Below are 22,107 nucleotides of genomic sequence, written 5' to 3'. Positions count from 1 at the left end.
GGAGATGAGATTATGATTTTAAATAACTGCAGATTGATTCCGCAGCTGTCGGGAGGCGTTGCCTCAGACTGCGGCAGTGTTTGTATAGAAGATGGAAAAATTGTTCGTGTGAGCGCAGCTTCTGTTTCTGATGCGGGAGAGGATGTCTTTGACTGCGGCGGCAAAACGTTGCTGCCGGGACTCATCGACTTGCATACACATATTACGCTTCTGGGCGGGGCTGGCGTTGATTGCGTCAACGATCCGATGAAGCTTTTGATTGCGGCAGTAGAGCAGGCGCAGAAATGCCTGCCTTATGGATATACAACCATTCGGGACTGCGGCAGCTTTGCAGGCGTTGCGATTTACGCGAGAGATATGATTCAAAAAGGCATTGCGCCGGGACCTCGTATTTTGGCGAACGGGGAAACGCTGACTTCCAGCATTATGTGGAAGCCGGGCGGAAGTGAAGCCGGCGTCAGACTCAGTGACGGTGCAGAGGAGTATCGCAGGCATGTACGCATGGAAGCGGCAATGGGAGCGGACTTTATTAAAATTTATGCCTCCGGTTCGGCCTATGACCCTTCCGGCGTTCCAAAGCACCCGATTATGACCAGAGATGAAATTCGCACGGCAGTGGAAACCGCTCACATGCATGGGCTTTATGTGGCGTCGCACTGTCATGCGGACAGCGCCATCAGAGACTGTATTGAATGCGGTGTGAAGACCATCGAGCATGCTACCTATCTCAGCGATGAAACTTTAGAGATTTTGAAGAAAACCGAAGATTGCTATTTAGTGCCGACCTTTGCAGCGATGTATGTCAGCCAGACCGACCCTGTCGCTCGTGAATTCTGGCTGGCGCGGCTGACACCGATGCTGGAGGCTTGCGCAGAGCATATTGAAAAGGCATATAAAGCTGGTGAAAAGATGGGCTTTGGTACTGACAGTGCACCTGGCTCTCCGCAGTATGAAAAAGGCGTAGAATTCCAGATGAGAAAGGATTACTGCCATATGGAAAATGTGGATATTCTGTTGCAGGCGACTAAGTATAACGCAGAAATCGCAGGAGTTGACCATCTGGTAGGTGAAATCAAGGAAGGTCTTGCGGCTGATTTGATTTTAGTAGATGGAAAGCCTGATAAGGATTTGTCTGTGATGTATCACAAGCCGGAAAAGGTGTTTCAGAATGGAGAATTGGTAAAGTTCTAGTTGACAAATCTAAAAAAAGCATATAAAATGTCATTGAACATATCAGTGACAATGAGAATTAGGAGTAATTATGGCAGAGAAATTATCGTCGAAAATATATAACAGTATCAAGGCAGATATCGACAGCGGTGTCATCGACGGCAGATCCTTTCTAAGCGAGGCGCAGCTAGCGAAGCAGTTTGGCGTTAGTAAAGCGCCGGTCAGAGATGCACTGCATCTTCTTTGCAGCCAAGGGTATCTCATCAGCTATCCAAGAAAAGGGTATATGCTGAATTTATATTCTTCTGATGAAATCAATCAGATACAGGTGATTCGCCGTCAGGTAGAGAAGCTGTGTGTGAAGCTTGCCATAGAAAATGCTTCTAATGAAGAAATCCTTTCTTTAAAAGAGTTTACAGAGCAGCAAATGGGCAGCAGTGATCCAAGCAAAACTAATAACACTATGTTCCATCTGAGGCTTGCAGAGATTACGGGAAATCAGTATTTGCCGGGTATTTTGCAGGATATGCTTTATAAGGCTTCTATGGCTGCCATAAAAAGCAGCTCGGACTTAGAAAAACATCAGCATATTGTAAATGCACTTTTAGAACGGGACTTAGAAAAAGCAGAACTGTATCTGGAAGAGGATATCATGATGCTGTAACAACTTTAAAATCATAATTTATGCCGTGCAGCTTTTGCAGAAAATCTGCAGGGCATCTTCTAAAAGGTCATTGAACATATTAGAGAACCTTTTAATAGATATGTGAGTGCAAGGAGGACGATAAATAGAGATGTACGAGACTGATAAGATGGACAAATTTGCAGAATTTCGCACCCACGTGCCGGTACTTTCCCATACGGCGTATCTGGATACCAGCTCCACAGGTCTTGTTCCGGACTTTGTACATAATGGAGTAGCAAGGTATCAGGAGGATCGCTTTCTAAAGGGCGGCGATTCCATTTGGAAGCTGCCAGGCGGTGAAGAGACCGGAACCATCGGCATGATGGACTGGGCGAAGACACAGATTGCGCAGATGATTGGCGCGAAGAAGGAAAACATTGTCTTTGGCAATAATTCTTCTCATATTTATACTTTGTTTACCTCCGGCATGTATTTTGAACCGGGAGACAACGTAGTACTGGTGGAAAACAGCTGGATAGCAAATCGCTTTGCGTGGCAGGTGAGGCAGGATGACGGCCTTGAGGTGAGATATGCCAAGGCAAAAAACGGCGCGATTCTGCCGGAGGATTTGTTTGACTTATGTGACGAAAGAACCAGAGCCATCTGTATCTCTTTGGTGGAAAGCTTTACTGGATTTCGCATGGATGCGGCAGCCATTGGCACCTACTGCAGAGAAAAGGGCATTTGGTTTGCAGTAGACGGCGTGCAGGCGCTGGGGGTCATGCCGGTGGATGTGAAGGCCATGAAAATTGACTTTCTCATCGGAAATGACTATAAATGGATGATGAACTACTGCGGCACAGGCTACGGTTATATCAGTCCGAAGCTTCTTAAAAGCTTGAAACAGTTTGGCGCCGGCTGGATGAGCGATGATGAGCGTTTTAATACCAGCAAGCAGGAACTTTCGCTTCGTGATGATGCAGGGCGCTTTGAACTAGGGTTTCCAACGGTTTCCGGCATTTATGGGCTGGGACTTTCTTCGGCAAAGTATTTGGAACTTTCCGCAGACGATATTGCAGAGTATGTGCTGGGGCTTGGAGATTATTTGAAGGAGCGCATAGATACTGCAAAGGGTGTGCGCCTTGCTTACGATTTCTCAAGAGAAAACAGATCGGGTATTCATGTGCTTTGCATTGATGAGGAAAACGGTGTGACAGGTGAAAAGCTTTTGGCTGCCGGTATCGGCGCCGGTGTAAAGCCCGGCAGCACCCAGGGCACGCAGGAAATGCGCGTTGCACTGCACTATTATAACAACAAAGAAGATATCAATCGTCTGATAGACGTGATAGGTAAATAATATGAAAGGCAGGATTAATATGATGGATGTAGAAAAGAAATTAGCGGAGCTGGGAATTGATTTGTCAGCAGGTCCGGAGCCGATGGCAAACTATGTCAGCGTGCAGAAGGCTGGAAGCCTTTGGTTTTTCTCCGGCGCAGGTCCCTTTGAAAATGGAAAGCCGGTTGTATTCGGCAGACTGGGTGAGAATCTGACAACGAAGGAAGGCTATGATGCAGCTAGACTTGCTGGTATCAATCTCCTCGCCGTATTGAAAAGAGAACTTGGCGGCGACTGGGATAAGCTGGAACAGATTGTTAAAGTGCAGGGTTTTGTAAACAGCACTACGGACTATTTTGAACAGCCGCTGGTCATCAACGGCGTATCCGACCTGTTCGGCGAAGTTTTAGGTGAGCGGGGCAGACATGCAAGAACTGCGGTAGGCACTAACGTGCTGCCGTTCCGTATTCCACTGGAAGTGGAAATGATTGTAAAAGTAAAAGAATAACCTATAATCATACAGACAGGCGGCTGAGTAATCTTGGCTGCTTGTTTTTTGGAAAGGGGGGCGAAATTTTGAACGATGAGAAGAAGGGGCTGTCTCTCATGACAGAAGGAGTTATCTGGAAGAAACTCATCGGCTTTGCAGTTCCGGTATTTTGCTGTTCGGTATTTCAGCAGCTTTATTCTACCGTTGATGCGGTTATAGTGGGGCGTTTTGTAGGAACAGAGGGCCTTGCTGCTATCGGCGTGACAGGGCAGATTATCATGCTTGCAGTCAGTATTGGTCTGGGACTGATGATGGGCATCAGCACGGCAGTCAGCGAGTATTGCGGCGAGGGACGTTTTGATAAGGTGCGTCAGGTTATTGTGATTTCTATCTTTGTGGTAATTGCAACATGGATTCTGAAGCTGATTACAGGGCTTTTTCTGGCTGAGCCTATTTTGCGGGCTGTGAATACACCACCGGAGGTGCTCGCCAGTGCGGTGCTTTATCTGAAGATTGTCTTCGTAGGAGGGCTTTTTACTTATGCGTACAGCATGTGCATTTTTATTATGCGAGCCTGTGGAGACGGCAGCAGACCTCTGTTTTTTCTGGCATTTTCCTGTATCTGTAATATTGTCCTCGACTTGCTCTTTGTCAAGGGGCTATCTATGGGTGTTGCAGGTGCCGCGATTGGCACAGTCATTGCGGAGAGTCTGGCGGTGCTGATGTGTCTTGTCTATATGAAGAAAAAGATGCCAATGCTTTGGGTCAGCCGGGAGGATTTTCGCAATACGAAAAAATCAAGGGTGGCTTATGTGCTAAAACTATCTGTACCGACCAGTCTGCAGGTAAGTATTGTCAGTCTGGTGGCGATTTTTGTGCAGGCGGTTATCAACGAATATGGTGCGGTGGTGGTAGCAGGCTATGCAGCGGCACAAAAGATTGAGCAGATTGTCATCATGTTTGTCAATGCACTTTCCGGCGCGCTGAATACGTTCACGGCGCAGAACCGGGGTGCGGCACGCTTTGATCGGATTAAAGAAGGAAGACATATAACGGTGCTCATCAGTGTAGGCTTTATGGCAGTGATGACGGTATTTGTTTTCTTTGCCGGAAAACCGCTGCTGGGCATTTTTGTAGATGATGCAAACAGTGCTGCCGTGGTGGAGGAAGGATACCTGTATCTTAAAATTACTTGTGGTTTTTACATCATTTTGGGTCTGTGGCAGGCATATATGGCAGTGCTGCGGGGTATGGCGGATGTACTGATGCCGCTGGTGATCGGCGGGATTCAGATTTTAGCGAATCTGTCTGCAATCTGGGTTCTTGAACCGCTTTTCGGCAAAGGTGGAATCTGGCTTGCTGTGGGCGTCAGCTGGAGTTTATGCTTTTTGGCGGCGCTTGTGAGGATGCGGAAATATCGTTTAGAGAAAGGATGAAGGTATCTGTGCGGCTGCGGTTGTGTTTTTGCGGCTTCGATTGTGCAAAAGTGAGAAAACAGGGGCGGTTTGCACAACCAGCTGCGGATTGGAGCGCTAAAAGTTGTGCGAATTCTTTCTTTTTAGGGTGATATGCATAACCAGATAGGCGATGCGTATGCAGTAGTTGTGTAAAGTAGGTTAAATTGCAGAGTAATTGCACAACCAGAGAAATACAAATGTGATTAAAGTTGTGCAAATAGGCACGAAAAAGTGCATCTTGCAAAACATCTACTGCTAAAGTTGTGCAGATTTGCAAATCGGTAAGATGATTTGCACAACACATGCTTTAGGAATGAGAGCAAAGTTGTACATTGGATGTAGGAGGAAATACAATCTGTAATTTAGGTGGCGAATCCCCGTGTGTTTTCTCGCCGCCCTTGTGCTTCTTTGAAAAAAGGAGTAAAATAATGGTGAAATCCTAGGGAACATGTTTAAATGGGAAAGGCACGCATATGACTTTACAAAAATTGAAATACTTGATTACGATTGCGGAAAAAGGTTCTATTACGGAGGCCGCAAAGGCTTTGTATATTTCGCAGCCCAGTCTTTCTCAAATGGTAAAAGAAATCGAGAAGGTATTGAATTTTACCATTTTTACTCGCTGCCGCACAGGTGCTACGTTGACAACGGAGGGTATGGAGTTTTTAGGTTACGCAAGGCAGGTTGTGCAGCAGATGGAGCTTCTAGAGGGAAGATATTTTGGCAGCGAGGCAGGAAAACAGCGCTTTTGTGTATCTTCACAGCATTACACCTTCGGAGCGAATGCTTTTGTTGAGTTGGTGAAACAGTTTGGACAGCAGCGGTATGAGTTTATTTTAAATGAAACACAGACGTACCAGGTAATTGCTGATGTTCGAAATCGGTTCAGTGACCTTGGGATTCTTTATCTAAGTGACAGCAACAGACAGGTGATGCATAAAACCCTGGAGGAAAACAATCTGAAGTTTTACGAATTATTTACCGCAAAACCTCACGTGTTTTTATGGAGAAAGCATCCTTTGGCAAAGAGAGAAAAACTTAGCTTGGAAGATTTGAAACCATATCCGAGACTCAGCTTTGTACAGGGTGTATATGAGTCTTCCAATTATGCGGAGGAGCTGTTCAGTAGCGAGGATGTGGAAAAGAGTATCAAGATTAGTGATCGGGCTGCAATTGTCAATTTCATGATAGGTTTAAACGGATATACCATTTCAAGTGGAATTTTTCCAAAGGATTTGCACGGAGATGAGATTCATTCGATTCCACTGGACGCAGAGGAAACGATTCATATTGGCTATATTTTAAATAAGGACAGGGAGCTATCTGAACTGGGAAAAATCTATGTTGAAGCAATCAGACAGTATCAGTCTGAATAAACATAGGGACAGTTTATGGATTAGCATAATAATTAGATATTACCTATTGATAACTGTTTCGTGGTATGATGATACCACGAAAGGAGGCGTAATTATGCCAGGTTATGTAATAGGTAATTTTTTTATTTATGCAATGATTAACGCATTTACACCGGGACCGGGGAATGTGCTAGCGCTTAATACGGTGACAAACTATGGATGGAAAAGGGGAAAGCCTTTATTCTTCGGGATTTTTACAGGGTATTTTGTCGTTGAGATTTTGTGTGCAATTTTCGTGTTCGGTGTTAGCACAGTGCTGCCTTCTATGCTTGGGGTAATGAAATATATAGGTGCAGCTTATATTCTGTGGCTTGCAATCCATATGGCAATCAGTAAGCCTACAGAAAGCAGTAATGGTAAATCGGCATCCTTTATGAAAGGCTTTTTACTCCAGTTTGTAAATGTGAAAATTTATTTGTTTGGTATTACAGCGTTGACAGGCTATGTTACAAATTATAGTACTGAATTTGGAACTTTGATTCTTTTTGAGCTTATTATTGCAACGATAGGAACTATTGCAACATCAACTTGGGTTGGAGTAGGGCTGTTAATTCAGAGAGTTTATCAGCAGCATTACAGAGTGATTAATATCGTGCTGGCAGCGACTCTGATGGAATGTGTGTATAGTATGCTGAAGTAACCGAAAAATGTTTTGCGTTGAAAGCGAACGGGAAAATCTTACTTGTGATTTTCCCGTTTTTCACGTATACTATAGGTACGAAGGAAAAGAGGTGAGTCGAAGATGGATAAGAAGAGACTTCCCATTGGATTTGAGGATTTTAAGAAATTTAAAGAAGAAGACCTGTACTTAGTAGACAAAACCTTGCTGATAAAGGAATTACTTGATACAGGGGCACAGACGACGCTGCTCACAAGACCCCGCCGTTTTGGCAAAACCCTGAATCTTTCCATGCTTCGCCGTTTCTTTGAAGACGAGAGAACGCCGGAAGGTGAGAAGATAGACAATCGCCATCTCTTTGAAGGGCTTTCTATCATGGACGCCGGGGAAAAGTATCTTGCCCATATGGAGCAGTACCCTGTGATTTCTTTATCGCTAAAATCAGCCAAACAAAGTGACTTTGCAATGGCGTACATTATGTTAAAACGGGAAATTGTTGCAGAGTTTTCCAGACATCAGTACGTACTTGCCGGTAAAATGAACGGAAACGCACAGGAAAAATACGAGGCGATTCTAAAAGAAAGAGAAGAAGCTTCTCTATATGCAGACGCAATACGATTTCTGTCCGAGTGCCTGTACAAATATCATGGGAAGGAAGCAATGATTCTCATTGACGAATACGATGTACCTTTAGAGTGTGCATATTTCGGTGGATTTTACGATGAAATGATTGGCTTCATCCGCTCCCTCTTTGAGTCCGCCCTGAAAACCAATCCCTATCTGAAGTTTGGTGTAGTGACAGGTTGCCTACGAATCAGCAGGGAGAGCATCTTTACAGGACTGAACAATTTAGAGATTCATTCGATTATCAGCGAGAATTACAGCAGCTGTTTTGGTTTTACGGGTGAAGAAGTGCAGGAGATGCTTGCCTATTATGACCTTTCTGACAGGTTTTGCGAGGCAAGGGACTGGTATGACGGTTATCTCTTTGGAAATAGAGAGATTTACAATCCGTGGAGCATTTTAAACTATACGAAAAGCGTGCTGTCGGGTAATCAAATTTCAACCAAACCCTATTGGTCCAACACTTCCAGCAACGGAATTGTAAAGGAACTTGTGGAGGATGCCGACGATATGACTCGCCAGGAGCTGGAGATTTTGATGGAAGGCGGCACCATAGAAAAACCGGTTCATGAAGAAATAACCTATGGAGATATTCACACATCGAAAGATAATCTGTGGAACTTTTTGTTCTTCACAGGATATCTAAAGATGAAAAGCCAGCGAATAGAGAAACGGAATATCTATATTGAAATGGCGATTCCCAACGAGGAGATTGCATCCATTTATGAACAAAGCATCAAAGAATGGTTTGACCAGAAGATAGCAAATGTGGATAGAAGCAGTCTCATTAAGGCTTTCGAAGAAGGGGACTGCGAAGCGGCTGAGAATTTCATCAGCCAGCAGCTGATGGACACTATCAGCTACTTCGATTATGCGGAGAGCTACTACCATGGATTTTTGACAGGGCTTTTGAAGAATGCAGGTCGGTATATGGTGCAGTCCAATCGTGAGAGTGGAACGGGCAGACCGGACATTATACTGAAAACCCAGGCTATCCGCAGAGGACAGGTCATTATCTTAGAATTGAAAGCAGCAGGAAGCGTTGCGGAGATGGCGGCAAAATGTGAGGAAGGCCTTGCGCAGATTGAAGCACAGCAGTACGCAAAGCCGTTTCTGGCGGAAGGTTATCCCCGTGTGAGCAAATATGCCATTGCATTTTACAAGAAAGAGTGCATGGTGAAGAAAGCAGAATAAAAAAATCGGCTCAATGTCAAATGTTGGAGTGGAGCACAAACAAAAATTTTTAAAACAACCGAGGAGACAGAGCTAAATCTGTCTCTTTTTGTTTAGTATTGAGTTGTGGAAAGAATAAATGTTGAGGCGGTCGCCCCAACATTTATTATAGAACCGTTTTGAACTTCAAAGGTATTTGCGAAACCAAGATACCATTTCATTATAGTAGCTTTGCAGCATGGCAGGATCCTCTGGCTGAGAATGTCCAGTATTCGGATATAAAACCAGCTTAGTCGGTAGATTAGGATGTGTGTCACGGATAGCCGTATATAGCTGCTTTGCAGCTTCCACAGGTGTTCTGCAGTCATCGGAACCGTGGAGTATCAGAAATGGACGGTCGATGTTTTCTGCGTAAGATACCACAGATTTTTTTAGATTTTCCATCATAAACTGTGGGAAAGAATCGAAGCCTGCGCTGCTTCCGGTTTCATCAGAGCTGGCATACATAATCTGATCGTTAGCAAGACTTCGCTGGGAAATATATGCTTTGAAGCGTTTAGAATGAGCAGCGATGTAGTTGGTCATATAGCCACCATAGCTACCGCCAGTAACGCCTAGGCGGTTTTCGTCAATCCAAGGAAATCTGCGAATAGCTTCATCTACAAATTGCAGGCAGTCATAATAAGGCTCTGTACGTCTGCCATCTCCCATATTCTGGTGCTTCCAGCCGTAGCCGCTGCTACCTCTTGGATTACAGCAAATGACGCCAAAACCTTCTGCAGCAAAGGCCTGGTGTTCTAAAGTCAGAGCATAGGTGTAAAATGGGTGAGGACCACCGTGGATATAGAGGATTACCGGATACTTTTTTCCTTCTTCCATATTGTGAGGCGGCAGAACCCAGCCGTGAACAGTACTGCAGCCATCTAAAGTAGGAACAGAAAAGTCCGTTGGCTGGCTGAGAGAAACATCCTGTAAAAACTCCTCTGCTGACTGAACGACCTTTTTAATGATACATCCTTCATCGATATCCACAAGGGCATAGGCTTCCGCTAACGTATCCTCACATACGCTGACCAGCACCTTTCCATCTTGAATTTTGCTGATACCATGATAAGTGTGTTTTCCTCTGTTAATGGGCTGTGCATGACCGCCAGTGCTTTCGTCTAAAGGTAAGCGAAACAGCCCGCCTTGTCCTTGCCAGCCGCTGTGAAAGAGAACAAAGGTGCCGTCACTGCTTATTTGTAGTTTATCAAGTCCCATTCCGGAGCCTGCGTTATATGGAAATTGGACGCACTGGTAACAGTTTTCATCTGGGAAAAAGATCTGCTGACTGCTTGAACCGTCTGCTGCAATTTTGTACAGATAAGTCTCCGGAAATGTACCGGTGCTGATAGTCTTTGCATACTTCGCATCCATGACGCCTGCGATGATAAACTGTCCGTCAGGGGTGCAGACTGGGCGTAGTGGATTTGGATAGGAGACCATCCAAAGATTCCTGGTAAGCTGCAGGACTTCCCCGGTTAAGGTATCAATTTTCAAAAGGTCGTAGCCAAGATATTCTTCACTGTTTCTGAAACGGTTGCTAATACAGATGATTTGCTTGCTGTCGGGGAGCCAGTTATGATGGAGATAATCATAGCTGCCAGTGGTAATCTGCACAGGCTGCGTGCTGCCGTCAGATGGCACGATGAAAAGATGAGTGGCATTATCCGGTGTGCGAAAACCTAGACCGTCAAATTTATATCCGAGATTTTCAATCACAATAGGTGCATTACGATCAGGCACATCGCTAGAACTTTTGCTAATGCTTGAGGCAAAAAGGATTTTGCTCCCATCGGGGGACCATATAGGATCAGAGATCGGTGTATTTGAATGCACGATGGTAGTTAGCACAGCACTCTGCAGGTCATAAATTACAACACAGAATTGACCGCTCTGATACGACAGAAACAAAAGTTTGGTGCCGTCAGGGGAAAATACAGGGCGGCGTTCACCTGTACCACCGCCGGAAATAAGGCGCAGTTCTCCGTTAGAAAAGTCTTTCAGAATAATACCGTTTTCTGTAGAACTATAGGCAATTAAGTTCTTGGCGGCAAGATAATCTCCGCCAGTAAGTCTTTCAATAGTTTCGCAATCTTCAAATTTGGGAAGTCTTTTATGCTTTATCATGAGTTTCTCCTTTCAGATATTTTGTGAACCAGCTAATGAGTTCTTCACAGTATTTTTCTTTGCAGTTAGGATCTTCAGCAAGCTTATCATCGCCTGTCGGGAAAACAACCATGCGTATTTCCGACTGGGGCTGCCGCTCCTTGATAGAAGTAAAAAGCTGCTCTGCCTGTTCAAATCCGTAGATTTCATCGCGAAATCCGTGAAGCAGCAGAAGTGGCGTATGGATGTCGTCACAATGATAGACCACACTATCTTTTGTCAGATCGCCTAGATAATCCATCATGGAAAAATTGCCTGAGAGTACTTTTTGGGAAAGGGCAATACCTTTACAGGTTCCATAGGCTGTTGCCGGATTGGTAAGTCCGCTAATAATGGTACCTGCAGCAAAGCAGTTTTTTCTGGCAAGAAGGTGTCCGGCAATAAAGCCGCCGTAGCCGATACCGGAAACTGCAACAGGCAGTGCGGAGAGGGTATCATCTGCCAGAATATCTGTCAGCACTTTTTCTACTGTTTCCAGATTTTCAGCAGTTTCTCCATTCTTGTCTACAATAATAGGAATGATGGCAATTCCTGCCGCAGAAAGCTGCTGGAATAAAGGGCTGGCATCCTTAGAGTCTGCTTGCTGAAGCCATAGAACCGTTCCATAAACTTTGTCCTTCGGCAAAATAATGGTAGGTTTTCCGCAGAGTCGGATGATTGCCTGTGCGAAAATATTACAACTCATAAGGAGTGTTGAGATTTCCGCAAATTCATCTGCACCATGCATATGATTGTCAACGCCACCAAAGGCACAGCCAAAAGCGACAGCATTTTCAATTCCGTGGGCGTAAGTACCGCCGCCAATAGCAAGACACTGACCTCTGCGACCGCTGCAGTTTTCGTAGCAGTCGAGTAGGGTGTTGATAAACGGCGTATTGTCAGGAACTGCATGGGGAGCAACGAAGTCTTCTTCATAAGAAAAACCTGCAGCAGAAATGGCGTCGCTTGCAGCTTGTAGCTTTTCCCGGCTGCCGCAAACCGGAACTCTGCTGTCAAAGCTTGCAGAAAGAGCATAACCGTTATAATCCAGTACAGTCAGGCTCAGAGTCAGCTCTCCGGATACTTCATCCGCTAGATTAAGATTTAAGCCTTGACCATGATGCGCGCCGTGAGGAAAGAGCGCGCACAGCTTCTTGATTTCCTTACAGTCTGTACATTCTGAAAGAAGCTGCAGCAAAGCAGTAATCGGATTCACAGAAGCCTCAGGAGATGCGGCATGACCGGAGACACCATGGACAGTAAGTTTACAACCTTTGTCTGTCGGGGTAAGACTGTAGGTAATCTGATTGGAGGAGGCGGTCTGCACCAGCTTCGCTTCATCAATATTTTGAAGGACAGCCCAGGCTGAATCCGGAATAATATTGGTCGTATGGCCGCCGTGGACTTCCAGTATTTGTTGATGAACAAAGTGTCCTGTGATTTTGCCGTTTAATCTGCCCTTTTCCACGTTAATAACAGGGTAGACTGCGTCAGGAGAAAAACTCATAGCGGCAGGTCTGGTTTTACTGAAGTAGTGTAGAAGATCGCTGCTTCCGGACTCTTCATCCGTTCCAAGCACCAGGCGGACGCCGTTTCGCAGTGGAATTTGCAGATCCTTAATTGCTCGCAGTGCATAAAGTGCAGCCAGCGCAGGACCTTTGTCATCGGCAGTGCCTCTGCCGTAAATTTTTCCATCAGATACCTTCATGGTGTAAGGTTCCGTTACTTCCCAGCCTTCACCAGGTGCAACCACATCTAAATGTGCCAGAATGTCCAGAATGCGTCTGCCCGACTCAATTTGGACGATGCCAACGTAGTTTTCCCAGTTTTCTGTGTACAGGTTGTATTTTTCTGCGATAGAAAGACTTTGGGACAGGGCTTCTGCAGTATGTCTGCCATAGGGGCAGCCGTCTGATGGTTCTGCCTTAACGCTGGGAATCGCGACCAAGGTAGCTAGATCTTCTAAAAATTCGTCTTTGTGCGCTTCAAAATAAGCGGCTAGTTCTTTTTCATACATTACTAATACCTCTTTTCTTAAAAAAAGCGTGTAAGCAGAGTGCACACACGCAGAAATCAGACTATGAAATTATTTTTTTGCATGATATGGGTAATTCACCAGAATGAACTTTACATTACGGCTGGTTTCGTTATACCACATATGCTTCTTTGTGGATGGAAAATGGGCAGTATCCTCAGGATGTAGATCGTATCTGACATTATCAATTTCCAGTGTAAGGATTCCTTCCAGAACGTAGATAAATTCTTCGCCTTCGTGAGTAACAGGAAGCACCTTTTCCTCAGATTCGCCCGGAAGAAGAGTGTACATACGCGCGAGCATTTTCTTGTCATATCCAAAGGCGGAAAGATCGGTCTGAATCTGATTCTTGGCACTAATCTGCGGTGTATGACGGCTGTAACTTCTCAGAACATAATCATCCTTCGGCTGACTGGTTGCTAGAGATTCCATAATAATTTCCCGAGAATCGATGCTCAGTGCTTCAGCCAGCTCCAGAAGTGCGTCTACTGAGATGGTACTAATCCCACGTTCAAATTGAGAAAGAAAGCTGACGGAGAGTCCGCTTTTTTCACTGAGTTCTTTTAAAGTTAAATTTTGCTCAGTTCTGATTTTCTTTACATATTCACCTATGTTTGTAGACATAATGCTGATTGTCCTTTCATTGCTGTGTTTTATTTCTGTGTTTTATTTCTGTCTTCAGTATAGATGAATTTTCTATTTTTGTCAACTTGAATTATTTTAATATGAAATATATTGCGGGTAAATTTTGCGTATTTGCAAAAAATGTCGTAAAAATTATTTTATTGTGAAAATATAACTTGACAATTTCACGAAAGAGGAATATCTTATAAGAAAGAAAATACTTTTAACGCAGAAAGGATTTTAAAATGTATCAGAAAGAAGCTAGAAAGAGAAGAGAGAAAATTGCTGAAAAGCTAATAGACGGTCAGCTGCTGCTTTCTTTTGGTGGCAATGATGAGCTTGGAGTCGTTGGAATACCGCAAAGAGAGAAGACGGATAAGAATTTCTATTATTTGACAGGAATGAGCATTGCTGAAGGACTTTTGATGCTGGTAAAAGCACATGGTATGCTGCAGGAGTACCTTTTTGTAAAAAGAAGAACTGCAAATGAAGAATTTTATTTGGGACGAAGTCTTGATCCTACATACTACAGAGAAAAGACGGGAATCCAGGCAGTCATGTATATGGAGGATTTTGAAGATGTATTAGAATCGCTGGCTACCTGGACGAAGTTAGAGAAGGTCTATTTTTGCTCCAGCTTCGATGGATTTACCAAATATACCAGATATGAAAATATCTTGGCTGACAGAATTACCAGAGCATATCCGGGTGTTCAAATCGGAAGTTTAAGCAAGGAACTTGACTTTATGCGCCTGCGCAAAAGTTCACTGGAGGCTGCACAGATTCAGAAAGCCATCGATATTACAGAAGAGGCGCTGGCTGTGGCAGCAAAACAGTTAAAACCAGGAATCAGAGGTTATCAGATGCAGAGTATTCTCGAGCACGAAATTAAGATGCGGGGCGGCAGCGGAGATATCGTACAGGCCTTAATTGGAAAGGAAACCACTATCATGCATAATTTCTATGCCAATGAAGCTACTGCAAAGGATGGCGATTTATTTCTTGCGGATATTGCTACCTTCTATAACGATTATTGCTGTGATATTTCCAGAACCTATCCGGTAAACGGAACTTTTACTGATGAACAGGCTCATTGGTACAATGTGGTGCTCAAAACGCAGGAAATGACCATTGCCAGTATGAAACCTGGAAAAACCAGACAGGAGTGCGGACAGGAAGCTAATGCCTACTTCACAGAAGAGTTGCGTAAAGGTGGATATCTGAAGGATGGAGAAAGCATTGGAACTCTGCTCAGTGAATTTAGAATCAACTATGTAACCCCTGGAATGGTAAATCATGGAATTGGACTTTCCTGCCATGAAGAACGCGAAGATGAGGAGGGTAGGCTTGTTCCTGGTATGATTGTTGCCGTAGAGCCGGGCGTGTATTTTGGAGATAAGGATTTAGGCATCCGTATTGAGGATGATGTGCTGATTACAGAAACTGGCTGCGAAGTACTGAGCAGCAATATTCCGAAAACCATTGATGAAATTGAAGCAATGATGAAAAATAACACAATAGAAGAGTTATGATTGAAACGAGGTATTACAAGGAATATGACTATCTAAATAACATTACATATTTAGATGTGGCATCCATGGGGCTTCCGCCGAAGAGAACCCTGGATTATTGCAGGTCTTTTGCGGATGAATTTGCAAAAAGCTTTGGAAGAGTTAGCCTTGACGGAGTTTATGCACGTCAGAGGCTAAAGGTGCAGGCAGAGGTTGCAAGGCTGCTTCATACAGATTCGGATAATATCATGTTTACAGTGAATACGACACAGGGAACATCGCTGCTTGCGAAGTCGCTGGATTTGCAGCCGGAAGATGAAGTGATTTCAACAGCTATTGAATATCCAACTATTCTACTGGGATGGGGTCAGAGACAGGCAGAAGGTATTAGACTTAAGCTTATCAAAACGCAAAACGGAACGTTCTCGGCAGAAGATATCCTAAGCGAGATGACAGAGCGAACGAGAGTTGTGCATCTTTCTCTGGTACATAATCACACCGGATTCATGCCGGATATCGAAAGAATTGGAACAATTTGCAGGGAGAGAGAGATTATTTTTGCCGTAGATGCCATTCAGGCACTGGGCAGAGTACCGGTCGATGTTGAAAGAATGAACATCGACTATCTAAGCACAGCTGCATTTAAGGGTATGCTGGGGCTTCTCGGTACGGGTTTTGTATATTGCTGCCCGAAGTTGCAGCCAATGCTGAAGCCGGAGGTATACTCAGACTACAACATTATGTATGACGAAGAAACCATGACGAACATGATGCAGATACCGGTGCTTCCCTATAGACAAGGCTTAGAAGGCATACAGGGAGGATCGCTCTCCTCTTATGGCATTACAGCTATGGGAAAGAGCATAGAGCTGCTTCTTGAAATCGGTATTGATAGGATTTACACTCACTGTCTGAAGCTGGAGAACTTATTTCGCAAAGAACTTTCTCCGTTAGAAGATAAAATGAAAATCTTGGGGAGCAAAGACTGCAAACACTGGTCCGGTGTCATCTGCCTGAAATTTGATAAGAACAGAACGAAGCAGTTAAAGAACGCCTTTGCTGATAAAAAAATCTATGCACACATCAGAGAAGGGTATTTACGTATTTCTTTTCATTATTACAACAGCCAGGAACAAGCGCTTCTAGCAGCACAGACTTTGGCAGATGTACTGAAATAGTATTGTTATCAATTATTTCTAATTATAAATTTTATCTAAGAAAGGAAAAAAAATGAACACACAAGACACAAACCGTAAATTGCCTATGCGGGTAAAACTGGGCTATGCGGCAGCTTCGACAGCGCCGACAATTCAGATGTTAATTCAAATGTATTTTCTGGTATTCTTCTATGTCAGTGTACTGGGCTTGTCCGGCGGTGTAGCAGGGACAATCATCCTGATTGCAAGAGTTTGGGATTTTATCAACGATCCATTGATGGGCACGCTGATAGAAAAGTCGAACAAGCCGGGTGGAACCTGTTTGTGGTGGATGAAGCGGGCGATGATTCCAATCGCAATTTTTATGGTACTATGTTATTCTGCACCAAATCTATCCTATACCATGAAAGTAGTTTGGGCGGCAGCAACTTTTATTTGCCTTGGCATGTCACAGACCGCTTATTCTATTCCGATGAGTGCGCTGCAGCCGAAGCTGACAACAGACAGAGCGGAAAGAGTAAAGTTGGGTACATATTCAGGCGTTTTCGGTAACATTTTAAATGCAGTCGTGCCGGCGGTTACAATGCCCCTTGTTGCAGTGCTGTCCACTTCAAATCCGGCAACTGCTTTTACCAAACTGGCGGCAATCTATGCATGTGTATATCTGTTAATGGGATTGATTGGAATTATTGGCTGTAAAGGTTATGAAGATAATGACTATGATACGGAAAAAGGAGAAAGTGCACCTGCACCGACTGTAAAGGAGATGTTCTCTGCGCTGGTACAGAACAAGATATCCGGCATTGTATTTCTGATTCAGGTCGTTAAGATGCTGTTCTCATCTTTACAAGGTTCCATGTTGTTATACTTCTGTACTTATCACCTAGGAGATGGAAACATTATGTCTGTCACAACTTCTGTCGGCGTGTTTTTCACCATCGGTGCGACGCTCCTTTTAGTTCCGCTTCATAAGAAGCTTGGTAATGCGGGCACGGGTGCTTTGGGTGCTGCAATTGATGTTGCGGCAATGCTGTTCATGGTGATTATTCATGTTTCAAATCCAAAGATATACATTTGTGGTGCACTTATCGCTGTTGCAGGCGCTTCACTGGCTACCAATATTCTGACGCAGTGTCTGATGGATTCTCTAGATTATGGAGAGTGGAAAACGGGAAGAAAAAATACAGCTGTAGTAATGAGTGCATATGGGATTGGAACAAAGATTGGTTTAGCATTTGGCGGGTCCATTGCAGCCTATGTCATCGGTCTGATTGGGTTCGACCCTAATGCAGCTACACAGCCGGCAAATATTGTCAATATTTTCTTCCATATGACGATTACCTCAGAAGCGGTCATCTATGGAATTGCGTTGCTGCTGTTCCTGTATCTGATGAGAGTTGAGAAAAGGCTGCCAATGATGCGTGCAGAAATTGCAGCAAGAAAAGAAAAGCAGGTTCAGTAAGAGTTAGAAAGGAATTCTGGAGAAATGGAAATTGAAAGAAAGATAGAACAGGCAGGCATTAAGCTTCCGGAGACTTCTAAATCTGATATGATATTTGTTCCTGTGAGACAGGTTGGAAATTGTCTGTTTACATCAGGGCAGATTCCTTTTGCGAACGGTAAACCAGTTGCAACAGGAAAGGTAGGAGATGAGGTATCGCTTGAGGAGGCACAAGAAGCTGCCAGATGCTGTACCGTTAATATGCTTGGTGCGATGAAAGCTTATCTGGGAGATTTAGACAAAGTGAAGCGTATTGTAAAAATACAGGTGTATGTGAGCAGCAAGACAGGGTTTTCTGAGCAGCATATCGTCGCAAATGCAGCTTCACAGCTTTTGTATGACATCTTTGGAGAGCTTGGAAAGCATGTAAGAACTGCAGTGGGCGTAAATCAGCTTCCGATGGATGTTCCTGTGGAAGTAGAAGCCATTGTAGAAATCTAAAAGGAGTATGAATATGGAGAATTTATCAAAGGTTCATGTAAAAATAAAGCCATTCTTGTCAGAAAATGTTGTCACATCTGTGGAAACAACTGTTGTTATGGAATCAGCCTCCTATAAAAAGGGCGACATTTTCGATGTGCATCCGGTATTTTATGCCGGGTGCGCGATGACAGGATATGGAACAGAGGATTTTCAGCTACAGGATGATACAGGAAGCTTTGGATTTACCTGTGAAGATGGTATGGGTGATTTTGGTCCGCAGCGTTCATATTACTTTGATAGAGATGTTTCAGGCAGACTCGTAATAACATATCGTGCGAAAACTTTGGAAAAGAATCCAAAGAAAGCTGATCCTGGGTTCTCACTGTTTCAGACATATGGTGGATATACTGCATCAGGGCTTGCATTTTTGGTGCTGCCGATGAATGGAAAGTTTGAATTTTCTATAGAACACGATTTATCATCATTTTCTTCAAAGGCCGAGGCTGTCTGCAGCTATGGAAAAGGAAGTTTTTCAAAATGCTGTGAGGCAAAGGAACTGAAAGAAACCTTTTATATGGCAGGCAACCTGAAAGAGTTTCATAGGGAAGGAAGTAAGCTGCATATCATATGGCTTGCAGATGAAATTCGGATGATTGATGATTTTTGCAAAAGTATGGCGGAACTTTTCGATCATACAGAAAAAATGTTCCATGATGAGGATATTCCTTATTATATTTTCCTGTATCCTACGCCTAGAACTGTTGCAACCGGAACAGGACTGACCAGATGCTGCTCCTTTGGATTCGGTGATCAGTTAATCAATCAAATCGAAGAAGCCGAACCGATTATTGCGCATGAGTTAGTACATAATTGGCTGATTGTCAGCGCTGATAGAGAAGAAGAAATTTCTCTTTTCGCAGAGGGTACAGCAGAATTTTACAGCTGCTATATTCTTTTCTTGCTGGGAAAAATTGACTCAGATGGATATGTCGATATGATTAATGAAAAACTTCGTGCATATTATGTAAATCCATATAGCAAAGGGGATTTTGCCAGTGCATTCAGAAAATCATGGACCCATAGTTATGCACAGAGAGTGACATATGGCAGAGGTGTACTGGCATTGATTGAGCTAGATGCTTTGTTAAATCGTTGCACAGAAGGAAAAGTGAGAATGTATAATTTGATGGTTGAACTCCTGGACGGGGCAAAGGAAGGTATTCCGATGACTTGGAACAGATTTGTTGAGCTTGCGGATTTATACACTGCTGGAAAGGCTTCTTTGCGGCTTACGGAACTTATGGAGGAAGGTATTACTGCTCCGGCAGCGGACTTTTTCGGACCGGAATATACCATAGAGAAAGTTGCCGTGCCAGTCATGGATAATGGCTTTGATGATACGGTACGGTATTCTCAGGATCAAGTTGTAACAGGCGTAAAACCGGGATCTAATGCTGAAAAAGCAGGGCTAAAAAATGGAGATGTAATTCTAAAAGCGTCTTCTGAATGGGATGTCGTAGACGATGAAACCATGCATTTAGTCTATCAGGTGCGTCGTGGTGAGACGGAACTTACGATTGAATATTTACCAAGAGGCGAAAATGTACCGTGCTGGCAATATGTAAAATGTTAAACTGGAGGAGACTGCGTTACAGTCTCCTTTTAAATAATAGATAGTTAAAGTGTTTAGGAGGAAACAGAAATGAAAATCATCAATCAAAATGATATTGATAAAATCGTGGAGCCAAAGGAAATGGTAGAAGTCGTGGCGAAAGCCTTTGGTATCTATGGAAAAGGAGAATTTGCCATGCCGGAGAGGTATGGCTTTGAAGAAGGTGGCATGACGTTTTTGTACATGCCGTGCTTTACAGAGCATGCCTGCGGCACTAAAATGCTGGCGCTGGTACCGGAAAACAGGGAGCGCAGACTGCCGTCCATCGACGGTGTGGTGGTGTTAAACGACAGAACCACAGGACAGAGCAAGGCGCTGCTTGATGCAAAGAGAGTCACATCTTGGCGTACCGGCGCAACCGGCGCACTGGCAGCTAGAGAGCTGTCCAATGAAAATGCAGCATCCGTAGGTATTGTAGGCTGCGGTGTGCAGGGTTTTTCCCAGGGCGTGTGCATTTCAGCTGTGAGAAACATCAAAAAGATTTGCTTGTTTGACCCGTTCAAGCCGGAAGATGCACTGAAACAGTATGCCGAGGATTTACAGAAAGCAGCCATTGGCAATCCCGAAATGATCATCTGCAAAAGCGCAGAAGAATTGCTTTCCGGCTCTGATATCGTAGTGACGACAACCTTTGCGACAGAGCCGGTATTGCCTGAGGAGCCGGAGCTCTTAAAGGGAAAATGCTACATTGCAGTAGGTTCCTACAAACCATATATGAAAGAACTGCCGGACAGCCTCTTTGAAATTACCGAGGATGTGTATGTGGATTTGCCGTATGCCTGCGAAGAAAGCGGAGACTTATCGACAAGAATTGAAAAGGGACTTCTTGATGAGAAAAATGTAAAATGCTTACATAACGTGTTAGATGGAAGCCAGCCAAAACCTGCATCAGATACGGTAGTCTTTAAAACCGTAGGCATGGCGCTGGTGGATCTTGCAGCCGCAGAATACATCTGTGAAACAGCAGAGAAGGAAAACATCGGAGTGGAGGTCGAATTCTAAATGAAAACACTGGAGTATCTGGATTTTCATGTAGCAGGAGAGCCCTTTCGACTTATCACAAGAGGCTTTCCTGAGATCATCGGCAGCACCATGGCAGAAAAGCGCCATTATGCCACAGCACATCTTGACAATCTCAGAAAGATAGCGCTCCTTGAGCCACGTGGACACGATGACATGTACGGCGGTTTCCTCACGCCTCCTGTCAATGAGGAGAGCGACCTGGGCATCGTCTTTATCCATGGAACCGGCATGAGCACCATGTGCGGTCACGGCGCCATTGCCATGGCAAGAGCTGCTTGCGAACTAGGAATCGCGACCTTAAAAGAAGGGATGAATACGGTGACATTAGACGCACCTTCAGGCAGCGTGCAGCTTGCAGTACAGACAGAAGGAGGGAAAATCAGCGACATAGCGCTGAAAAACGACCTTTCCTTTGCATATGCCCTAGATGAATCGGTGCAGACACCGTCCTATGGAAAAGTCAGCGTAGATGTAGGCTATGGCGGCGCTTTTATGGTCTTTGCAGACATGAGGCAGTTTGGAATCCAATTAGAAGCAGAAAACATTCAGGCGATGCTGGATATTGCCATGGAATGCGGACACTGCGCCATCGATCAGCTTGCAATGGTACATCCAGAAAATCCGGCGCTGAACGCAAAGGAAAACGGCATCTGCATGATACTCTTTGCAGAAGATGGGGAGAGCGAAAGAGTAATCAGCACGAGAACCTTTACGGTATTTGGAAAGAGACAGTTTGACCGCTCACCTACAGGAACCGGAACTTCAGCGCTGGCAGCGGTACTTCATGGAAAAGGGAGACTGCATGAGGGGAAGAAACTTGAAAACCGGGGGATTTCCGGTATACCGTTTATTGTGACGATCGAAGAGACAGAAAGAGGGCAGGTGATACCGACCATTCACAGCAGGGCCTACCTAATGGGGAAGGGAAGCATTCTGCTGGAAGAGGATGATCCGCTGCAACAGGGATTTTCAATGAAAACAGGTAATGAGGTAGAAATATAATCATACAAAAATGCGGTAGTTTCAAAAATCTTGAGACTGCCGCGTTTTTTAAAATATGATTTA

At 44.3% G+C, this 22,107-nt stretch carries 18 protein-coding genes; 15 read left to right on the top strand and 3 right to left on the bottom strand.

What is annotated here, in order from left to right; genetic code table 11:
• The first annotated feature begins 12 nt into the window (after positions 1 to 12).
• The 8 genes from NFR88_RS07440 to NFR88_RS07405 all read left to right on the top strand — a co-directional run bounded on the left by NFR88_RS07440 (position 13) and on the right by NFR88_RS07405 (position 8,930).
• Positions 13 to 1,191, top strand: a complete 1,179-nt coding sequence (locus NFR88_RS07440; RefSeq protein ID WP_251614647.1) for an amidohydrolase family protein — start codon at positions 13 to 15, stop codon at positions 1,189 to 1,191.
• A gap of 70 nt (positions 1,192 to 1,261) precedes the next feature.
• On the top strand, positions 1,262 to 1,834 hold the full coding sequence (locus NFR88_RS07435) for a GntR family transcriptional regulator (protein ID WP_251614643.1): 573 nt from the start codon (positions 1,262 to 1,264) through the stop codon (positions 1,832 to 1,834).
• Positions 1,835 to 1,964: 130 nt separating this feature from the next.
• Positions 1,965 to 3,152, top strand: a complete 1,188-nt coding sequence (locus tag NFR88_RS07430; RefSeq protein ID WP_251614639.1) for an aminotransferase class V-fold PLP-dependent enzyme — start codon at positions 1,965 to 1,967, stop codon at positions 3,150 to 3,152.
• A gap of 19 nt (positions 3,153 to 3,171) precedes the next feature.
• A complete protein-coding gene (locus NFR88_RS07425; protein WP_160202365.1) occupies positions 3,172 to 3,639 on the top strand; it encodes a RidA family protein in 468 nt (155 codons plus the stop codon).
• A 68-nt stretch (positions 3,640 to 3,707) separates the two neighbouring features.
• Positions 3,708 to 5,057: an MATE family efflux transporter gene (locus NFR88_RS07420; protein ID WP_161909298.1), complete on the top strand. Its 1,350-nt coding sequence runs from the start codon at positions 3,708 to 3,710 to the stop codon at positions 5,055 to 5,057.
• Between the two features lie 494 nt (positions 5,058 to 5,551).
• The gene (locus NFR88_RS07415; RefSeq protein ID WP_251614636.1) at positions 5,552 to 6,454 is read left to right on the top strand and encodes a LysR family transcriptional regulator; all 903 of its coding nucleotides are present in this window, start codon (positions 5,552 to 5,554) and stop codon (positions 6,452 to 6,454) included.
• Between the two features lie 94 nt (positions 6,455 to 6,548).
• Positions 6,549 to 7,133: a LysE family transporter gene (locus NFR88_RS07410; protein ID WP_251614633.1), complete on the top strand. Its 585-nt coding sequence runs from the start codon at positions 6,549 to 6,551 to the stop codon at positions 7,131 to 7,133.
• A gap of 102 nt (positions 7,134 to 7,235) precedes the next feature.
• Entirely contained in the window at positions 7,236 to 8,930 is a 1,695-nt protein-coding gene (locus NFR88_RS07405) for an AAA family ATPase (RefSeq protein WP_251614628.1), read from the top strand.
• 165 nt (positions 8,931 to 9,095) lie between these two features.
• On the opposite strand, the gene NFR88_RS07400 is transcribed toward NFR88_RS07405, so the two are convergent.
• From NFR88_RS07400 to NFR88_RS07390, 3 genes are all read right to left on the bottom strand, one after another.
• A complete protein-coding gene (locus tag NFR88_RS07400; protein WP_251614625.1) occupies positions 9,096 to 11,078 on the bottom strand; it encodes a S9 family peptidase in 1,983 nt (660 codons plus the stop codon).
• Positions 11,065 to 13,113 carry a Sapep family Mn(2+)-dependent dipeptidase gene (locus NFR88_RS07395; protein ID WP_251614621.1) on the bottom strand — a complete coding sequence of 683 codons (2,049 nt, stop codon included), beginning with the start codon at positions 13,111 to 13,113 and terminating at the stop codon, positions 11,065 to 11,067. Before NFR88_RS07395 ends, NFR88_RS07400 begins: the two co-directional genes overlap by 14 nt.
• Positions 13,114 to 13,182: 69 nt before the next feature.
• Positions 13,183 to 13,755, bottom strand: a complete 573-nt coding sequence (locus tag NFR88_RS07390; protein ID WP_160202358.1) for a helix-turn-helix domain-containing protein — start codon at positions 13,753 to 13,755, stop codon at positions 13,183 to 13,185.
• Between the two features lie 245 nt (positions 13,756 to 14,000).
• Between NFR88_RS07390 and NFR88_RS07385 the strand changes: the two genes are divergently transcribed.
• From NFR88_RS07385 to NFR88_RS07355, 7 genes are all read left to right on the top strand, one after another.
• Positions 14,001 to 15,287 (top strand): M24 family metallopeptidase, encoded by a 1,287-nt coding sequence (locus tag NFR88_RS07385; RefSeq protein ID WP_160202357.1) that lies wholly within the window; start codon positions 14,001 to 14,003, stop codon positions 15,285 to 15,287.
• Positions 15,284 to 16,444, top strand: coding sequence for an aminotransferase class V-fold PLP-dependent enzyme (locus NFR88_RS07380; RefSeq protein WP_160202356.1), 1,161 nt, complete (start codon positions 15,284 to 15,286; stop codon positions 16,442 to 16,444). Before NFR88_RS07385 ends, NFR88_RS07380 begins: the two co-directional genes overlap by 4 nt.
• 52 nt (positions 16,445 to 16,496) lie before the next feature.
• Positions 16,497 to 17,885, top strand: a complete 1,389-nt coding sequence (locus tag NFR88_RS07375) for an MFS transporter (RefSeq protein WP_160202355.1) — start codon at positions 16,497 to 16,499, stop codon at positions 17,883 to 17,885.
• Positions 17,886 to 17,909: 24 nt separating this feature from the next.
• Positions 17,910 to 18,365, top strand: a complete 456-nt coding sequence (locus NFR88_RS07370; protein WP_160202354.1) for a RidA family protein — start codon at positions 17,910 to 17,912, stop codon at positions 18,363 to 18,365.
• A gap of 13 nt (positions 18,366 to 18,378) precedes the next feature.
• Complete coding sequence (locus NFR88_RS07365; RefSeq protein ID WP_160202353.1) at positions 18,379 to 19,980, top strand: PDZ domain-containing protein; 1,602 nt, start codon at positions 18,379 to 18,381, stop codon at positions 19,978 to 19,980.
• Positions 19,981 to 20,049: 69 nt separating this feature from the next.
• The gene (locus NFR88_RS07360) at positions 20,050 to 21,021 is read left to right on the top strand and encodes an ornithine cyclodeaminase family protein (protein ID WP_251614618.1); all 972 of its coding nucleotides are present in this window, start codon (positions 20,050 to 20,052) and stop codon (positions 21,019 to 21,021) included.
• A complete protein-coding gene (locus tag NFR88_RS07355) occupies positions 21,022 to 22,044 on the top strand; it encodes a proline racemase family protein (protein ID WP_251614615.1) in 1,023 nt (340 codons plus the stop codon).
• Positions 22,045 to 22,107 lie beyond the last annotated feature (63 nt).

The organism is Senimuribacter intestinalis, assembly GCF_943192965.1.
Taxonomy (GTDB): Bacteria; Bacillota; Clostridia; order Peptostreptococcales; family Anaerovoracaceae; genus Senimuribacter; species Senimuribacter intestinalis.
This window is presented reverse-complemented; position numbering and strand designations above follow the sequence as displayed.

Excerpts from the sequence above, each read along its gene's own strand:
- NFR88_RS07440 (WP_251614647.1), top strand. The coding sequence starts at position 13 with ATGATTTTAAATAACTGCAGATTGATTCCGCAGCTGTCGGGAGGCGTT.
- NFR88_RS07435 (WP_251614643.1), top strand. The coding sequence starts at position 1,262 with ATGGCAGAGAAATTATCGTCGAAAATATATAACAGTATCAAGGCAGAT.
- NFR88_RS07430 (WP_251614639.1), top strand. The coding sequence starts at position 1,965 with ATGTACGAGACTGATAAGATGGACAAATTTGCAGAATTTCGCACCCAC.
- NFR88_RS07425 (WP_160202365.1), top strand. The coding sequence starts at position 3,172 with ATGATGGATGTAGAAAAGAAATTAGCGGAGCTGGGAATTGATTTGTCA.
- NFR88_RS07415 (WP_251614636.1), top strand. The coding sequence starts at position 5,552 with ATGACTTTACAAAAATTGAAATACTTGATTACGATTGCGGAAAAAGGT.
- NFR88_RS07410 (WP_251614633.1), top strand. The coding sequence starts at position 6,549 with ATGCCAGGTTATGTAATAGGTAATTTTTTTATTTATGCAATGATTAAC.
- NFR88_RS07405 (WP_251614628.1), top strand. The coding sequence starts at position 7,236 with ATGGATAAGAAGAGACTTCCCATTGGATTTGAGGATTTTAAGAAATTT.
- NFR88_RS07400 (WP_251614625.1), bottom strand. The coding sequence starts at position 11,078 with ATGATAAAGCATAAAAGACTTCCCAAATTTGAAGATTGCGAAACTATT.
- NFR88_RS07395 (WP_251614621.1), bottom strand. The coding sequence starts at position 13,113 with ATGTATGAAAAAGAACTAGCCGCTTATTTTGAAGCGCACAAAGACGAA.
- NFR88_RS07390 (WP_160202358.1), bottom strand. The coding sequence starts at position 13,755 with ATGTCTACAAACATAGGTGAATATGTAAAGAAAATCAGAACTGAGCAA.
- NFR88_RS07385 (WP_160202357.1), top strand. The coding sequence starts at position 14,001 with ATGTATCAGAAAGAAGCTAGAAAGAGAAGAGAGAAAATTGCTGAAAAG.
- NFR88_RS07380 (WP_160202356.1), top strand. The coding sequence starts at position 15,284 with ATGATTGAAACGAGGTATTACAAGGAATATGACTATCTAAATAACATT.
- NFR88_RS07375 (WP_160202355.1), top strand. The coding sequence starts at position 16,497 with ATGAACACACAAGACACAAACCGTAAATTGCCTATGCGGGTAAAACTG.
- NFR88_RS07370 (WP_160202354.1), top strand. The coding sequence starts at position 17,910 with ATGGAAATTGAAAGAAAGATAGAACAGGCAGGCATTAAGCTTCCGGAG.
- NFR88_RS07365 (WP_160202353.1), top strand. The coding sequence starts at position 18,379 with ATGGAGAATTTATCAAAGGTTCATGTAAAAATAAAGCCATTCTTGTCA.
- NFR88_RS07360 (WP_251614618.1), top strand. The coding sequence starts at position 20,050 with ATGAAAATCATCAATCAAAATGATATTGATAAAATCGTGGAGCCAAAG.
- NFR88_RS07355 (WP_251614615.1), top strand. The coding sequence starts at position 21,022 with ATGAAAACACTGGAGTATCTGGATTTTCATGTAGCAGGAGAGCCCTTT.